The 13,343-nt window shown below is 68.6% G+C and carries 17 protein-coding genes; 15 read left to right on the forward strand and 2 right to left on the reverse strand.

What is annotated here, in order from left to right; genetic code table 11:
• Nucleotides 1-4 precede the first annotated feature (4 nt).
• Nucleotides 5-697, forward strand: a complete 693-nt coding sequence (gene recO / locus ACZ6YI_RS18360; RefSeq protein WP_465779915.1) for a DNA repair protein RecO — start codon at nucleotides 5-7, stop codon at nucleotides 695-697.
• A 44-nt stretch (nucleotides 698-741) separates the two neighbouring features.
• On the opposite strand, the gene ACZ6YI_RS18365 is transcribed toward recO, so the two are convergent.
• Entirely contained in the window at nucleotides 742-1,473 is a 732-nt protein-coding gene (locus ACZ6YI_RS18365; protein ID WP_465779916.1) for a response regulator, read from the reverse strand.
• A 45-nt stretch (nucleotides 1,474-1,518) separates the two neighbouring features.
• Here ACZ6YI_RS18365 and ACZ6YI_RS18370 point away from each other — a divergent pair, with 45 nt between their 5' ends.
• The 14 genes from ACZ6YI_RS18370 to ACZ6YI_RS18435 all read left to right on the forward strand — a co-directional run bounded on the left by ACZ6YI_RS18370 (nucleotide 1,519) and on the right by ACZ6YI_RS18435 (nucleotide 12,475).
• Entirely contained in the window at nucleotides 1,519-3,546 is a 2,028-nt protein-coding gene (locus ACZ6YI_RS18370) for a translocation/assembly module TamB domain-containing protein (RefSeq protein ID WP_465779917.1), read from the forward strand.
• A gap of 117 nt (nucleotides 3,547-3,663) precedes the next feature.
• Nucleotides 3,664-4,248, forward strand: a complete 585-nt coding sequence (locus ACZ6YI_RS18375) for a YdbL family probable chaperone protein (RefSeq protein ID WP_465779918.1) — start codon at nucleotides 3,664-3,666, stop codon at nucleotides 4,246-4,248.
• 97 nt (nucleotides 4,249-4,345) lie between these two features.
• Entirely contained in the window at nucleotides 4,346-5,647 is a 1,302-nt protein-coding gene (rlmD, locus tag ACZ6YI_RS18380) for a 23S rRNA (uracil(1939)-C(5))-methyltransferase RlmD (RefSeq protein WP_465779919.1), read from the forward strand.
• Between the two features lie 13 nt (nucleotides 5,648-5,660).
• The gene (locus ACZ6YI_RS18385) at nucleotides 5,661-6,179 is read left to right on the forward strand and encodes a CYTH domain-containing protein (RefSeq protein ID WP_465779920.1); all 519 of its coding nucleotides are present in this window, start codon (nucleotides 5,661-5,663) and stop codon (nucleotides 6,177-6,179) included.
• Entirely contained in the window at nucleotides 6,179-7,180 is a 1,002-nt protein-coding gene (nagZ, locus tag ACZ6YI_RS18390) for a beta-N-acetylhexosaminidase (protein WP_465779921.1), read from the forward strand. The genes ACZ6YI_RS18385 and nagZ overlap by 1 nt, the downstream gene beginning before the upstream one ends.
• 7 nt (nucleotides 7,181-7,187) lie before the next feature.
• Complete coding sequence (locus ACZ6YI_RS18395) at nucleotides 7,188-7,733, forward strand: hypoxanthine-guanine phosphoribosyltransferase (RefSeq protein ID WP_465779922.1); 546 nt, start codon at nucleotides 7,188-7,190, stop codon at nucleotides 7,731-7,733.
• Nucleotides 7,734-7,737: 4 nt separating this feature from the next.
• Nucleotides 7,738-8,478, forward strand: coding sequence for an S-methyl-5'-thioinosine phosphorylase (locus tag ACZ6YI_RS18400; RefSeq protein ID WP_465779923.1), 741 nt, complete (start codon nucleotides 7,738-7,740; stop codon nucleotides 8,476-8,478).
• Nucleotides 8,479-8,720: 242 nt separating this feature from the next.
• Nucleotides 8,721-8,927, forward strand: a complete 207-nt coding sequence (locus tag ACZ6YI_RS18405) for a cold-shock protein (protein ID WP_036117760.1) — start codon at nucleotides 8,721-8,723, stop codon at nucleotides 8,925-8,927.
• 125 nt (nucleotides 8,928-9,052) lie between these two features.
• Nucleotides 9,053-9,448, forward strand: coding sequence for a type IV pilus modification PilV family protein (locus tag ACZ6YI_RS18410; RefSeq protein ID WP_465779924.1), 396 nt, complete (start codon nucleotides 9,053-9,055; stop codon nucleotides 9,446-9,448).
• Nucleotides 9,449-9,459: 11 nt separating this feature from the next.
• Complete coding sequence (locus ACZ6YI_RS18415; protein ID WP_465779925.1) at nucleotides 9,460-9,945, forward strand: hypothetical protein; 486 nt, start codon at nucleotides 9,460-9,462, stop codon at nucleotides 9,943-9,945.
• Nucleotides 9,942-10,247 (forward strand): hypothetical protein, encoded by a 306-nt coding sequence (locus ACZ6YI_RS18420; protein WP_465779926.1) that lies wholly within the window; start codon nucleotides 9,942-9,944, stop codon nucleotides 10,245-10,247. Before ACZ6YI_RS18415 ends, ACZ6YI_RS18420 begins: the two co-directional genes overlap by 4 nt.
• Nucleotides 10,174-11,196, forward strand: coding sequence for a N(4)-(beta-N-acetylglucosaminyl)-L-asparaginase (locus ACZ6YI_RS18425; protein WP_465779927.1), 1,023 nt, complete (start codon nucleotides 10,174-10,176; stop codon nucleotides 11,194-11,196). Before ACZ6YI_RS18420 ends, ACZ6YI_RS18425 begins: the two co-directional genes overlap by 74 nt.
• A 2-nt stretch (nucleotides 11,197-11,198) precedes the next feature.
• Entirely contained in the window at nucleotides 11,199-11,918 is a 720-nt protein-coding gene (locus ACZ6YI_RS18430) for a copper homeostasis protein CutC (protein ID WP_465779928.1), read from the forward strand.
• 80 nt (nucleotides 11,919-11,998) lie between these two features.
• On the forward strand, nucleotides 11,999-12,475 hold the full coding sequence (locus tag ACZ6YI_RS18435; RefSeq protein WP_465779929.1) for a molybdopterin-dependent oxidoreductase: 477 nt from the start codon (nucleotides 11,999-12,001) through the stop codon (nucleotides 12,473-12,475).
• Here ACZ6YI_RS18435 and ACZ6YI_RS18440 read toward each other — a convergent pair.
• Nucleotides 12,472-13,326 (reverse strand): energy transducer TonB, encoded by an 855-nt coding sequence (locus ACZ6YI_RS18440; RefSeq protein WP_465779930.1) that lies wholly within the window; start codon nucleotides 13,324-13,326, stop codon nucleotides 12,472-12,474. The genes ACZ6YI_RS18435 and ACZ6YI_RS18440 overlap by 4 nt on opposite strands.
• Nucleotides 13,327-13,343 lie beyond the last annotated feature (17 nt).

The following is a 13,343-nucleotide window of genomic DNA, read 5'->3' on the forward strand; positions in this document are numbered from 1 at the left end:
GCGCATGCGTGTCGAACAGCAACCCGCTTTCGTGCTGCATGCGCGGCCGTATCGCGAGACCTCGATGCTCGTGGAGTGCCTGTCGCGTGACCACGGGCGCATTGGCGTCGTGGCCCGCGGTGTGCGCAACGAGCGTGCGCGGATGCAGCGCGCGCAGCTCGAACCGTTCCAGAGGCTCGAGCTGGATCTGCTTCTGAAGGGCGAACTGGCGACCCTGCGTTCTGCCGAGCCGGTGGGTACTCCGCTTCGGTTGACGGGTGACGCGGGCCTGGCCGGGCTCTACCTCAACGAACTGGTGGTCCGCCTGACCGGGCGCCAGGACCCGAATCCCGAGTTGTTCGACCACTACGAGCGCACCCTGCAGCGGATGGCGGCAGGCGAGCCGCTCGGCTGGACCTTGCGTCGCTTCGAGCGCGACATGCTCGATGCGCTGGGCTACGCCTTGCAACTGGAGGTGGGCGCGCTCGATGGGGAGCCGCTCGACCCGGGTGGCACCTATGCCTACGACCCCGAGTCCGGCGTCATGCCGGGGCGCCCCGGCGATCCCCGTGCCCTGCGTGGCGCGGACCTGCTCGCGCTCGCGGCGGATACCTCGCCCGACCAGGCCGGTCTCTCCGCGCTGCGCCGGATGATGCGCCAGGTGATTACGTTCTACCTCGGCGGCGGCGAGCTGAAAGCCTGGCGCGTGTTGCGCTGAGCGCGGCGCCATCGCGCGCAAGCGCGCTCCCACAACGTCAGGTGCTACACCGCAAGCGCGGCGATTGTTGCCTCGAGCTCGCGCCGGAATCGCTCCATCATGGCCGGCGCCACCTGCCGCGCCTCGTAAACATGGCCCTGCAACGCCTTGGCCTGCGCGCCCAGGCGGAGCGCCCCGCAAAACCCGCATGCCGAACGAAGGCGATGCAGCCGGTCGACCAGGCTGCCGGGGTCACCGCCCAGCTCGTGCAGTTCGGTACGCAACTGGATCAGCTCCCCACGGAGCAGCTGGCGCAGCGAAGCCATGATCTGTGGATCGCCCGTGGCCACCAGCCCGTCGCTATCGCTCAATACCGCCATGCGCGGGTCCACGCCCAGCGCGGCATCGAGCGCGTGGCCGAGCGAGGCGATCCTGCACGGCTTCTCGATGGCTCCGGCGAAGCCCGCGGCATCGAGATCGCTACGCAATAACGGCGAAATTTCCGCGCTGGTCGCGAACGCCGGCACACCCGCCGATGCGGCATCGATGCTGTCGTGCAGGTCGCGCAGCACATCCAGCGCGCCCCCGTGCGGCATCCGGCAATCGAGGATCAAGGCGTCGAAGCGGGTGGCGCGCGCATGGCTCAGCGCATCCGCGCCATCGACCGCCAGGGTGACGTCGTAACCCAGCGACACCAGCGCGCCGGACAGGAACTGGCGGGTGGACGGATCGTCATCGGCCACCAGCACCTTGCGCAGGTGGTCGCGGTCAAGAGGGGGAGGGCGGCGCGAATCCATGCAACGTTCCATGTTGTTCATCTGAGTTTGGCAGAATGGAGCAGCATGCGCCGCGTATCAACCCGCCCCCTCGTATTCGTCCTGCTCACCTGGGTCGCCCTGGCCTGGGGTGGTGCCGCGCATGCGGGGCTCTCGATCGGCGCGGATAGCCTCAGCGTGCCGGGCCTGGCGATGACCGACATGCAGGCCGACCTGGATCCCCAGGCCGATGGCAAGGGGATCTCGTTGCGCCTCACGGCGAAGAAGGCCGACGTGCCTGCGCTCGGCTGGCGCAAGCTCGGTGTAGCGCTCGACGGGCAGCTCGATCGCGATGAACTCGGCCGCTGGATGTTCGACGGCCGCATCCGCCTGCGCGGCGCACCTGGCGGTGCGTTGACGGATGCCTCGGTGAAGATCGTCGCGGACGAAGCGGCGAACACCCTGGCCATCACCATCAACCAGGACAAGGCGCTCGCCGAGGTCGCACTACCCATCGACCAGGTGACGCATGCACAGATCACCCTGAAGAACCTCCCCGCCGGCTGGCTGCAGGGCCTGCTGTCGACGGCGTGGGCGGGCCACCCGACGGCAGGCAAGGTCAATGCCGACCTGGCGCTCGACCTCCTCGACACCGGCACCCAGGCCGCTGGCCAGTTTGCCCTCGATGGCGTCGGCTTCGAGACGCCGGGGGGTGCGATGGCCGGCCAGAAGATCAGCGGAAGCGGCCGGCTCGGGCTGGATATCGGTCGGGATGGCGCGACCATCGATCTCGACGCAGGCCTGCGCGGTGGCGAATGGCTTCTTGGCCCGCTGTACGCGAGCCTGCCCGACCATGCCGTGCAACTGTCGCTGTCCGCACGCTCGCAGAAGGGCACGCTCGGCGTGCGCCGCCTGCGCCTTACCGATCCGGACGCCCTGCAACTCGAAGGCGAGCTCGGCTTCGATGCCAAGGGCAACCTTGCGCAGCTGCGCTTCGACCGCTTCAACGCGCGCTTCCCGGCGGCTTACGAGCGCTACGGCAAGGGCCTGGTGCGTTCCTGGGGCCTCTCCGGCCTGCAGGCCAATGGCGAAGTGGCCGGCCACGCCGAGATCGGGCCCGATGGCCCCACGGCCTTCGCCTTCCAGACCGGTGGGCTCGATCTCGCCATGGCGGATGGCCGGCTGGGCGTGAACGGCTTGCGTGGCTCGCTGGACTGGAGCGCGAGCGAAGACCGCCCCACGACGAAGCTTGGCTGGCGCAACCTCCAGGTCTACCGGATCCCGAACGGCGCGGCGGAAGGCACCTGGCGCAGCAAGGGCGGCACCCTCGCGCTCGAGAAGCCCATGGCCATCCCGGTGCTCGATGGCGACCTGCGCGTCCTCTCACTGGGATGGAAGCCTGCGGCGGCGAGCGGTGAGCGCCTGCAGACCTCGCTGGCGCTCACCCAGATCGACATGGCCGCGTTCTCCCGCGCGGTCGGCTGGCCGGCGTTCGGCGGCACGCTGGGCGGAGCGGTTCCGTCACTGCGTTACATCGATGACCGCGTGGAACTGGGTGGCGGCCTTTCGCTCAACGTGTTCGACGGCTTCGTCGACATCACCGGCATGACCCTGTCGCGCCCGTTCAGCGATGCGCCGGTACTGGCCGGCAACATCGCGCTGCGCGACCTCGACCTGGCGCGGATGACCTCCGTGTTCGATTTCGGCAGCATCACCGGACGCCTGCACGGCAGCATCGACGACCTGCGCCTGGTGGCCTGGCAACCCTCGGCGTTCAGGGCAAACCTGCTTGCCGACCAGGGTGGCCGGATCAGCCAGCGAGCGGTCAACAACCTCACCTCGGTCGGCGGCGGCGGCATCGCCGGCGGGTTGCAGGGCACCGTGCTGAAACTGTTCAAGACCTTCGGTTACCGGCGCATCGGGCTCAGCTGCACGCTCAAGGGCGATGTCTGCAGCATGGGTGGATTGGGCGCCGCGAAGGATGGCTACACTATCGTCGAAGGCAGCGGGCTGCCGCACCTGACCGTGGTCGGCCACCAGCGCGAAGTCGACTGGCCCACCCTGGTCCGCCGCCTGCAAGCCGCCACGAAAGGCGACGGCCCGACCATCCAGTAACACCCTGTGGGACCAGTAGCATCCGTGGGAGCGCGCTTGCGCGCGATACGCCAACAACGCGGTGATGCAGCAAACCTCAAAAGGACGTAAAAAATGTCGCGCAAGCCACTGATTGCCATGATCTTAGCCGCAGCAGTCGCCCTGGTCGGCTGCGTCACCATCAACGTCTACTTCCCCGAGGCCGCAGCCCAGAAGGCCGCGGACCAGTTCATTGGCAACGTGCTCGACGAAAGCGGCGTCGCCCCGGCGGCCAACGGAAGCAAGGCGCCACCCAAGCCCGCGGCCGGCAAGCAGCCCTCGGCGTCGCTGCTCGATCTGGTCATTCCCAAAGCCATGGCCGCGGAAAGCCCCGACATCCAGGTGCGTTCGCCGGAAACCGACGCGATCCGCGCGCGGATGAAAGCCCGCTTCGGCGGCCCGCTCAAGGGCCTGATGGACTCGGGCGCCGTCGGCTTCACGAACAACGGCCTGGTCGCCGTGCGTGACGCGGGGTCGCTCCCGCTCGACCAGCGCTCCCAGGCCAGTAACACCGTCCGTGATGAGAACAGCGACCGCGACCAGCTCTACGCCGCAATCGCCAAGGCCAACGGCCATCCGGAGTGGGAGCCGCAGATCCGCAAGACCTTCGCCGCCGGCTGGGTCGAGCGTGCACCCTCGGGCTGGTATTATCAGGACGCCTCCGGCGCCTGGAAGCGCAAGTAGGCCCTCTCCGCCAGGATCGCTCGCCGCGCTGTTCATCCGCGCGGCGCCTCCCAGCCCCGGCCCGGACCCAACGTCCGGGCTTTTAGTTTTTGAGCGCATGACCGAATTCGAAGCCACCATCACCGACCTCAGCCACGACGGCCGGGGCGTCGCCCGCATCGATAACAAGGCCACGTTCGTGTCCGGCGCGCTGCCGGGCGAGCGCGTGCTGCTGAAGTACCGCAAGCGCCACCGCAACTACGACGATGCCGAGGTGGTCTCGATCCTCGAGGCCTCGCCCGATCGCGTTGAGCCGAAGTGCCGCCACTTCGGCCAGTGCAGTGGCTGCTCGTTGCAGCACATGGCGCCCGGGGCGCAGATCGCCGCGAAGCAGCGCGTACTGGCTGAGAACTTCGAGCGCATCGGCAAGGTCACGCCAGAGAGCTGGCTGGCGCCGCTCACCGACCAGCCGTGGAGCTACCGCCGCAAGGGTCGCTTCTCGGTCCGCTTCGTCAACAAGAAGGATCGCGTGCTGGTCGGCTTCCGCGAGGAATCCAACCCGCGGTTCGTGGCGGATATCGATGTCTGCGAGGTGATCCACCCCGCGATCGGCCCGAAGGTCGGCCTCCTGGCGACCCTGATCCAGGGCCTGGATACCGCCCGCGACATCCCGCAGATCGAGTTCGCCGCCGGCGACGACACCGTCGCGCTCGTCTTCCGCCACCTGTCGCCGCTGACCGAGGGCGATCGCGCGAAGCTCACCGCCTTCGCGCAGGAACACGGTTTCGCGATCTACCTGCAGCCCGGCAACCACAGCACCGTCGCGCCCCTGTGGCCGGAATCGCCGCGCCTGTCGTTCGCCATCGCGGCCGATAACGTCACGCTCGACTTCCTGCCGCTGGATTTCGTCCAGGTCAACGCCGGCATGAACCAGAAGATGCTGGCGCGCACGCTGGAACTGCTCGACCTCCAGCCGGGCGACAAGGTGCTCGACCTGTTCTGCGGCCTCGGCAACTTCACCCTGCCGATCGCGCGGCATGCCGCGGAGGTCGTTGGCGTGGAAGGCGAACACGGCCTGGTCCAGCGCGCGGCCGAAAACGCGGCCCGCAACGGCCTGGCCAACGCGAGCTTCCGCGTTGCCAACCTGTTCGAGGACCAGCGCAACGAACCCTGGGCTAAGCAGGCATGGGACAAGATCCTGCTCGATCCACCCCGCGCGGGCGCCGACAAGGTGCTGGAGTACCTGCCGCGCAAGGGCACCAATCGTATCGTGTACGTCTCGTGCCACCCGGGCTCGCTGGCCCGCGACGCCGGCATCCTGGTCGAGAAGCACGGCTTCCGGCTGGTCTCGGCGGGGGTGATGGATATGTTCCCGCACACCGCGCACGTCGAATCCATCGCGCTGTTCGAGCGCGGCTGACCGGGAAGAACGCATGGGCGTCGAAATCGAACGCAAGTTCCTGCTCGCCGGCGAGGGCTGGCGTGCCCTGGTCGAGCGCAGCGAACCCATCGCGCAGGGGTACCTCGTCGCGATGGCCTCGATCGCCGCCGGGCACGCGAAATCCTCGGTGCGCGTGCGCATCTCGGGGGAGAAGGCCTGGCTGAACATCAAGTCGGCCACCCTCGGGATCGAGCGCCAGGAGTACGAGTACCCGATCCCGCTGGACGATGCCCGGCACATGCTGGACACCCTGGCCGACGGCGTCCTCGAGAAGGTTCGCCACCATGTCATGCTCGATGGGGCACACTTCGAGATCGATGAGTTCGGCGGCGCCAACCAGGGCCTGGTGGTGGCCGAGATCGAACTCGAGGCGGCGGACGCGGCTTGCCCCACGCCCGCGTGGCTTGGCGCGGAAGTCAGCGACCAGGTCCGCTACTACAACGTCAACCTGATCGACCGGCCGTTCAACACCTGGACGCCGGCCGAGCGCGAAGGGAAGGAGAACGCCTGATGCTGCTGATCGGTCTCGAAGGCAAGGAGCTCAAGCCGCACGAGCACACGCTGCTCACCGCGCACGGCGTGGCGGGCATCATCCTGTTCGGCCGTAACTTCGAATCGCGCGAGCAGGTCACCGCGCTGATCGATGCGGCGCGCGAGGTGGCGGGCGACGACCTGCTGGTCTGCGTCGACCAGGAGGGCGGCCGCGTGCAGCGGTTCCGCGAGGGCTTCACCCGGCTGCCGCCGTTGCGCGCCATCGGCAAGCTCTACGACACCGACCCCGGCGAGGCCGTGGACCGTGCCGAGGAGCACGCCTGGATCATGGCCAGCGAAATGCGCGCCATCGGCGTGGATTTCAGCTTCGCCCCGGTGGCCGACCTCGACCGCTGCAGCAAGGCCATCGGCGACCGCGCCTTCCACGCCGACCCGGCCATCGCCGCCGAGCTCACCCAGGCCTACGTGCGCGGCATGCACCTCGGTGGCATGGCCGCCGTGCTCAAGCATTTCCCCGGGCATGGTTCCGTGGCCGAAGACACCCACGAATCCGTCGCCGTGGATACCCGTAGCAAGGATGAGATCCTGCGCACGGACCTCCTGCCGTTCGTGGCCGGCATCGAAGCCCGCGCCGAGGCGGTCATGGCCGCGCATGTGAAATACACGTCGGTCGACGACCAGCCGGCCGGTTACTCGCACGTGTGGATCGAAGAGATCCTGCGCGGCGAGCTGGGCTTCCGTGGCTGTGTCTTCGGCGATGACATCAGCATGGCGGCCGCCGCCAGCGCCGGCGGCATCGCCGCACGCGCGCACGCCAACCTCGATGCCGGCTGCGACCTCGTTCTGGCCTGTTTCCCCGATGTGGTCCCCGAAGCGATCGCCGCGGTCAAGGGCCGCCGGCTGTCGCCGCCCGAGCGCCTCGCACCCTTGCGCGGTGCGATCGGCTCGACGTGGGAAGGCCTTGTCGACAATCCCCAACGCGACCGCTTCATCGCGCGCGTCACCGCCCTGGAGTCCTGATCCGCCCATGACCGCCGCCTCGCTTGAGCAAGCGCTCCAAAACTCGGATGTCCTCTTTACCCGCGACCAGCTCGATACCGAGATTGCGCGCATGGGTCGCGAGATCGATACCGCCCTGGCCGGCGAACGCCCGGTCTTCCTGACCGTCATGCACGGCGCGCTGATCTTCGCCGGGCAGCTCTCGCTGGCGATCCGGACCGACCTCGAGTTCGATTACGTGCACGCCACGCGCTATCGCGGCGCGCAGACCGGCAGCGACCTGCACTGGCTGCGCGAACCGCACGTGCCGCTGGCTGGCCGCACGGTGTTGCTGGTCGATGACATCCTCGATGAAGGCCACACCCTCAAGGCCGTGCGCGACGCGTGCGTCAAGATGGGGGCGAAGCGCGTCCTGCTCGCCGTGCTCTGCACCAAGCTGCACGGCCGCCGCGCCGAGGGCATCGAGGCCGACTTCAACGGCGTGGACCTGCCTGACCGCTACGTGTTCGGTTACGGCATGGACTACAACGAACAGGCCCGCAACCTGCCGGCCATCTACGCACTGAAGGATTGACCCCGTGAGCATCGATCTGGCCGTCATCGGCGGCAGCGGCCTCTACGCTTTCGAAGGCCTGGCGAATCCGCAGCGACATGCGGTGGAAACGCCGTTCGGTCCGGCGTCCGGCGACATCGTCGTCGGCGACTTCAAGGGCCGGCGCCTGGCCTTCCTGGCCCGCCATGGCGAGAGCCACACCGTGCCGCCGCACCGGGTGAACTACCGCGCCAACCTCTGGGCCCTCCATTCGCTGGGGGCCCGCAAGGTCGTCGCCGTGAACGCCGTGGGCGGCATCCGTGACGACATGGGTCCGCGTGCGCTGGTGGTGCCCGACCAGATCATCGACTACACCCACGGCCGCTACACGAGCTTCAACGACGTGGAAGGCGCCGAAGTCCGCCACATCGATTTCAGCGAGCCGTACACCGAGGGCCTGCGCCAGGCGATCCTGGCCGCGGCCCGCGCCGAAGGCCTCGCCATCATTGACGGCGGCGTGCACGGCGTCACCCAGGGTCCGCGCCTGGAAACCCGTGCGGAGATCGCCCGGATGAAGCGCGATGGCTGCGACCTGGTCGGCATGACCGGCATGCCGGAAGCCGCACTGGCCCGCGAGCTGGACCTGGAGTTCGCCTGCCTCGCCCTGGTCGCCAACTTCGCCGCCGGTGCCGGCGACGAAGCCGAGATCAGCATCGAGGAAATCTTCGCCCACCTCGCCGCGGCCACGGCCAACGTGGCGCCGATCCTGGGCCGCATGCTCGCCTGACCGCGGGCCTGCGCGCCCCTGTGGGAGCGCGCTCGCGCGCGATGGGTGCTCGCCGCAAGCCCGGATCGCGCGCAAGCGCGCTCCCACAACGGTGGGCCCGGATGGCATATGGGAAAGAGTCCCAGTTGCGCTTTGGTCTAAAACATGATGATACTTCGCACGCGCCGCGGGGGCAGGCAAGGGGATCTAGGGGAAGCCTCGCCATCCGGGTGCTTCCAGTCCATGTCCAGAGGTTTCCGCAAATGCGTTTCGGTACGGTCAAGTGGTTCAACGACGCCAAGGGTTTCGGTTTCATCGCGCCCGAGGACGGTGGGGAGGACGTGTTCGTCCACTTTTCTGCGATCAACTCCAAGGGCTTCCGTAGCCTGCAGGAAGGTCAGCGCGTGAAGTTCGAAGTGACGACTGGCCCGAAGGGTGCCCAGGCGTCGGGCGTCGAAATCGCTGCCTGATCGATAGCGCTAAGCCACCGAAAAACCCCGCGCTCGTCGCGGGGTTTTTTTTCGTGGGCGGCGCCTACATCGCGCGGGTAGTCCGGCCGGCTGCCATGGCACGGCGGCACGGGCACGCTGCGCGCATGACTACGCTTATCGAATCACTCACCGCCGCGGCGGTATTCGCCATCGGTGCCTCCGCGACCGCCACCTGGGTGGCGCAGTCCTCGTTCCGTTCAACGCAAGCCGGCGCGCAGGTCCGCGCGCTCACGCTGGCGGCCGACATGGAGGCGCGGCTGCGCGCCAATCCGGTCGGCGTGCGCGCGGGCGACTACCACTACGCGAATCCGGCACCACCAGCGTGCGGCGTCGGCTGCGCGCCCGGTCAGGTCGCCGCCGCTGACCTCGCGGCCTTCCAGGCCGGGCTGGCCGGGGCGCTGGGCCCCGCTGCGCACGGCGGCGTGGCCTGCGAAGTCCACGCCTGTGTTGTCCGCATCCGTTGGCCGGGTGGTGCGCTGGACTGGGGCGTCGGGCCATGAAGGCGCGGGGCATGACGCTCATCGAACTGGCCATGGGCCTCGCGATCGCGGCGGTGGTGTCGGCCGCCGTTCTCACGGGTGCGGCGGCGGTCGCGCGCGGCGTTCGACACCACCTCGCGTCAGCCCAGGCGGCCAGCCGGCCCGCCGATGCGCTGGAGGCGATGCTCGCCGATGTGGCGGCCGACCCACGGTGGTCGGTATGCCAGGCGAGCCGTTGCTCGCGCTACGTCGGCGAGAGCCATGGTGTCGTCGTGGTGACCCGGGAGCGTGCGTGGGCGATCGGGCCGGGCGGCCTCCGAGTGTGTTCGGGAGAGCACTGCGAACGGGTGCTGGCGTCCGCGACCGCGCTCCAGGTCATCGCGGACACGGCGGAGGGTGATCGCACCACCCGCGGGGAAATCATGCGGCGCCCCGAGGGTGCGGTGCGCCGGCTCGAGCTCCGCCTTTGGCTCGCCGATGGCAAGCCCCGCTCCCGCAGCCTCTGGATCGCCCCGTGAAGGAGCGCGGTGCCGTGCTGCTCCTGGTCCTCGCCATGCTCGCCGTCATGGCGCTCGTTGGCGCACAGGCCGCGCGCTTCGCCCATGCGCGGCAACGCGAGGCCGCCGACGCGTGGTGCCGCGAGCGCGAACGCGCGATCCGTGACGACGGTCGTGGTGGTCAGGTCCGCATGGGCCGTGCGACCATCGGTGATGGCGCGGCTCGCGCGTCGTCTTCCGAGGGGTTCCATGGATCGCAGGCGTTTTCTCCAGGGCGCGACGATTGCGTCCGGCGTCGCGTTGACAGCGCGCGGCATGGCTAAGTCGGTGCCTGCGGCACCCGCGGCCGCGGGCATGGTCCCGCGCGTGTGCTCGACCTGGGATTTCGGCGTGCCCGCCAACCAGGCGGCGTGGAAGGTGCTCGCGAACGGCGGCCGCGCGCTCGATGCGGTGGAGCAGGGCGTCCGCGTCCCGGAAGCCGACATGAAGAACCACAGCGTCGGCCGTGCCGGTTATCCCGACCGCGATGGCAAGGTCACGCTCGATGCCAGCATCATGGATGAGCACGGCAACTGCGGCGCCGTCGCGGCTATCGAACACATCGCGCACCCGATATCGGTGGCGCGCCGCGTGATGGAGCGCACGCCGCACGTGCTGCTCGTCGGCGATGGCGCGTTGCAGTTCGCGCTGGAGCAGGGCTTCCCGCGCGAGGAACTCCTGACCCCGGAAAGCCGCGAGGCCTGGCAGGCCTGGCTGAAGACGGCGAAGTACAAGCCGCAGGCCAACAGCGAAGTGAAGACCTATAACGCGGGACCGGGCGGCACGCCCGGCGATGCCTCGAACCACGACACCATCGGCATGCTCGCGATCGATGCGAAGGGCAACCTTTCCGGCGCGTGCACGACCAGCGGCATGGCGTGGAAGCTGCACGGCCGCGTGGGCGACAGCCCGATCATCGGCGCGGGCCTGTATGTCGATAACGAAGTCGGCGGTGCGACCTCGACCGGCGTGGGCGAGGAAGTGATCCGTAACGTCGGCAGCTTCCTGGTGGTGGAACTGATGCGCCAGGGCCGCTCGCCGGAAGATGCCTGCCGTGAAGCGGTCGAGCGCATCCTGCGCCGCAAGCCGGACGCGAAGGATCTCCAGGTCGGCTTCCTCGCGATGGACAAGAAGGGCAATGTCGGCGCGTGGGCGATCCAGAAGGGCTTCTCGTACGCCGTGTGCGATGCGAACAGGCAGGACACGCTGATCCCCGGCAAGAGCACGTACTGACCATGGCGCTGCTCGAAGTCGCCGCGAATTCCGCCGCCTCCGCCTTCGCGGCGCAGGAGGGCGGCGCAGGCCGCGTGGAGCTGTGCGCCAGCCTGGACGAGGGTGGCGTGACGCCCTCGCACGGGACGCTGGTGCTGGCGCGCGAGGGCCTCGAGATCCCGTTGTACGTCTTGATCCGTCCGCGCGCCGGGGATTTCGTGTACGAGGATCACGAGATCGAAGCCATGCTCGACGACATCATGCATTGCCGGGAACTCGGTTGCGATGGCGTGGTGGTGGGTGCGCTCACCCCCGAAGGCGAAGTGGACACCGACGCATGCCTGCGCTTCCTCGATGCTGCGCAAGGCATGGGCATCACCTTCCATCGCGCGTTCGACCTCGTGCCCGACCAGGGCGACACGCTCGAGACGCTGATCGACCTGGGCTTCGAACGCGTGCTCACGTCCGGTGGCATGGCCAGTGCGGTCGCTGGCGCCGGGCGCCTCGGTCGGCTGGTATCGCAGGCCGCGGGGCGTATCGTCGTGATGCCGGGCGCAGGCATCGAGCCGGGCAATATCGCCGACCTGCGCAAGCTGACGGGGGCCGCCGAGTTCCACGCATCGGCCAAGCGCCGCCTGCCGTCGGCCATGCGGCGCAAGCCGGCCGATCCGCTCGGCATGGGGGCAGGAGAGACGCGTTCGGATGTGGAGACGGTGCGGGCGTTGGTGGCTGGGCTTTCCTGATGATCTTGTGGGAGCGCGCTTGCGCGCGATGCTCCCCTAACGCAGCGAGGGGTGATGTGATGCGCTGGATCGGATCGTTAGTGGTCGCGGGACTTTTCTTCTGCGGTAGTGCGTTGGCCGCGGATGCGGTGCAATACACCGCGCCTGGCAAGCCGACCATCGGGCTGGATACGCGCGCCTTGCCGCGCGTCGAGGTGAAGGCGGGCGCGCATGGCGCTGCACCCAGCGCCTGGCAAGGGGTGAACCTGCTTGATGTCCTGCGTGCGCAGGGCGCGCCGGTCGGCAAGGATCTGCGCGGCAAGGCCCTGACGGACTTCGTGCGGGTCACGGCATCGGATGGCTACCAGGTGATCTTCAGCCTGGCGGAACTCGACCCGGACTTTGGCGGCCGCAAGGTCGTGCTGGTCGATCAGCACGAGGACAAGCCGCTTGATGCGAAGGATGGCCCGTATCGCCTGGTCGTGCCGGATGACGCGCGCCCGGCACGCTGGATCCACAACGTCACGGCGATCGAGCTGGTGGAAGCCTCGACCGCCGAGCGCAAGCCGAAGCCTTAGCCGTTGTTATCCAGCGGCGTAGTCAGCTTCAGGCCGCTGTTGACGAGGTAGAGGCCATCGTCGGGGAGCGCGTCCGCGCTCTGGCCAGGGTCCTTCGCCCACGAGATCGCTTCCTTCGGCCCCGGCACATACACTTCCCAGGTGCCGTAGCGGTCGTCCCGCGTGATGCCGCGGTTGAGGCGATAGGTGATCGGCACACGCGTGACGTATTCCGGATCGTTCCGGTGCGTGCCCTGCGTCGGCAGGTTGAAGGTCCAGTCCTTCGCGACGCGCAGCGCCGGGTTAGCCAGCACATTGCGCCATACGCGCATCTCGGTGTCGGAGCCGGCCACGCCCAGGTTCACCTGTTCGACGGAGGCGTCGGCCACCTTGCCATCGCGACCGACGCGCAGCAGCAGGTACACCGTACCTTGCACACCCGCAGCCACCGCGTTCGGGGGATATGACGGCGGCGTACGCTTCGCATACGTGATGGTTTCACCACCCGCGCCGTATTCGCCAAAGCTGGCGCCGGCGATATGGATGACATAACTCTCGCTATCCGGTGCCTGCCTCTGCGCGATGAGGCGAATGCTCATGTGCGCCTTCGCGCTGACCGCCTGGCCATCCTGCTTCACGGGCTCGAAGCGCCACTTCGGTGCCGCGCGGCCGATCAGGCCCGCCACTTCAGGCGGAAGGCGGTCGGGCCGGTCGAGCGTGTAGCCGCTGACACTGCCATCCGGTGCCACCGTGATATCCCCCGTGACCAGCATGCTCGCTTCCGCGCGCTTGCGTGCCGCCCCCGGTCCTGCCGCAAACGCCAGCCCCGTCATTGCGAACGCGGCCAGTCCCATCACCCACTGCTTCTTCATCCGTGCCACTCCCTGCC

This window comes from Luteibacter sp. NPDC104163, assembly GCF_055584245.1.

What these genes read in the sequence shown, in the direction of transcription:
- ACZ6YI_RS18425 (WP_465779927.1), top strand. Translation starts at nt 10,174, where the DNA reads ATGGATCGCAGGCGTTTTCTCCAGGGCGCGACGATTGCGTCCGGCGTC.
- ACZ6YI_RS18365 (WP_465779916.1), bottom strand. Translation starts at nt 1,473, where the DNA reads ATGGATTCGCGCCGCCCTCCCCCTCTTGACCGCGACCACCTGCGCAAG.
- ACZ6YI_RS18430 (WP_465779928.1), top strand. Translation starts at nt 11,199, where the DNA reads ATGGCGCTGCTCGAAGTCGCCGCGAATTCCGCCGCCTCCGCCTTCGCG.
- ACZ6YI_RS18385 (WP_465779920.1), top strand. Translation starts at nt 5,661, where the DNA reads ATGGGCGTCGAAATCGAACGCAAGTTCCTGCTCGCCGGCGAGGGCTGG.
- ACZ6YI_RS18370 (WP_465779917.1), top strand. Translation starts at nt 1,519, where the DNA reads ATGCGCCGCGTATCAACCCGCCCCCTCGTATTCGTCCTGCTCACCTGG.
- ACZ6YI_RS18395 (WP_465779922.1), top strand. Translation starts at nt 7,188, where the DNA reads ATGACCGCCGCCTCGCTTGAGCAAGCGCTCCAAAACTCGGATGTCCTC.
- recO (WP_465779915.1), top strand. Translation starts at nt 5, where the DNA reads ATGCGTGTCGAACAGCAACCCGCTTTCGTGCTGCATGCGCGGCCGTAT.
- ACZ6YI_RS18440 (WP_465779930.1), bottom strand. Translation starts at nt 13,326, where the DNA reads ATGAAGAAGCAGTGGGTGATGGGACTGGCCGCGTTCGCAATGACGGGG.
- ACZ6YI_RS18410 (WP_465779924.1), top strand. Translation starts at nt 9,053, where the DNA reads ATGACTACGCTTATCGAATCACTCACCGCCGCGGCGGTATTCGCCATC.
- ACZ6YI_RS18375 (WP_465779918.1), top strand. Translation starts at nt 3,664, where the DNA reads ATGATCTTAGCCGCAGCAGTCGCCCTGGTCGGCTGCGTCACCATCAAC.
- nagZ (WP_465779921.1), top strand. Translation starts at nt 6,179, where the DNA reads ATGCTGCTGATCGGTCTCGAAGGCAAGGAGCTCAAGCCGCACGAGCAC.
- ACZ6YI_RS18405 (WP_036117760.1), top strand. Translation starts at nt 8,721, where the DNA reads ATGCGTTTCGGTACGGTCAAGTGGTTCAACGACGCCAAGGGTTTCGGT.
- rlmD (WP_465779919.1), top strand. Translation starts at nt 4,346, where the DNA reads ATGACCGAATTCGAAGCCACCATCACCGACCTCAGCCACGACGGCCGG.
- ACZ6YI_RS18415 (WP_465779925.1), top strand. Translation starts at nt 9,460, where the DNA reads ATGACGCTCATCGAACTGGCCATGGGCCTCGCGATCGCGGCGGTGGTG.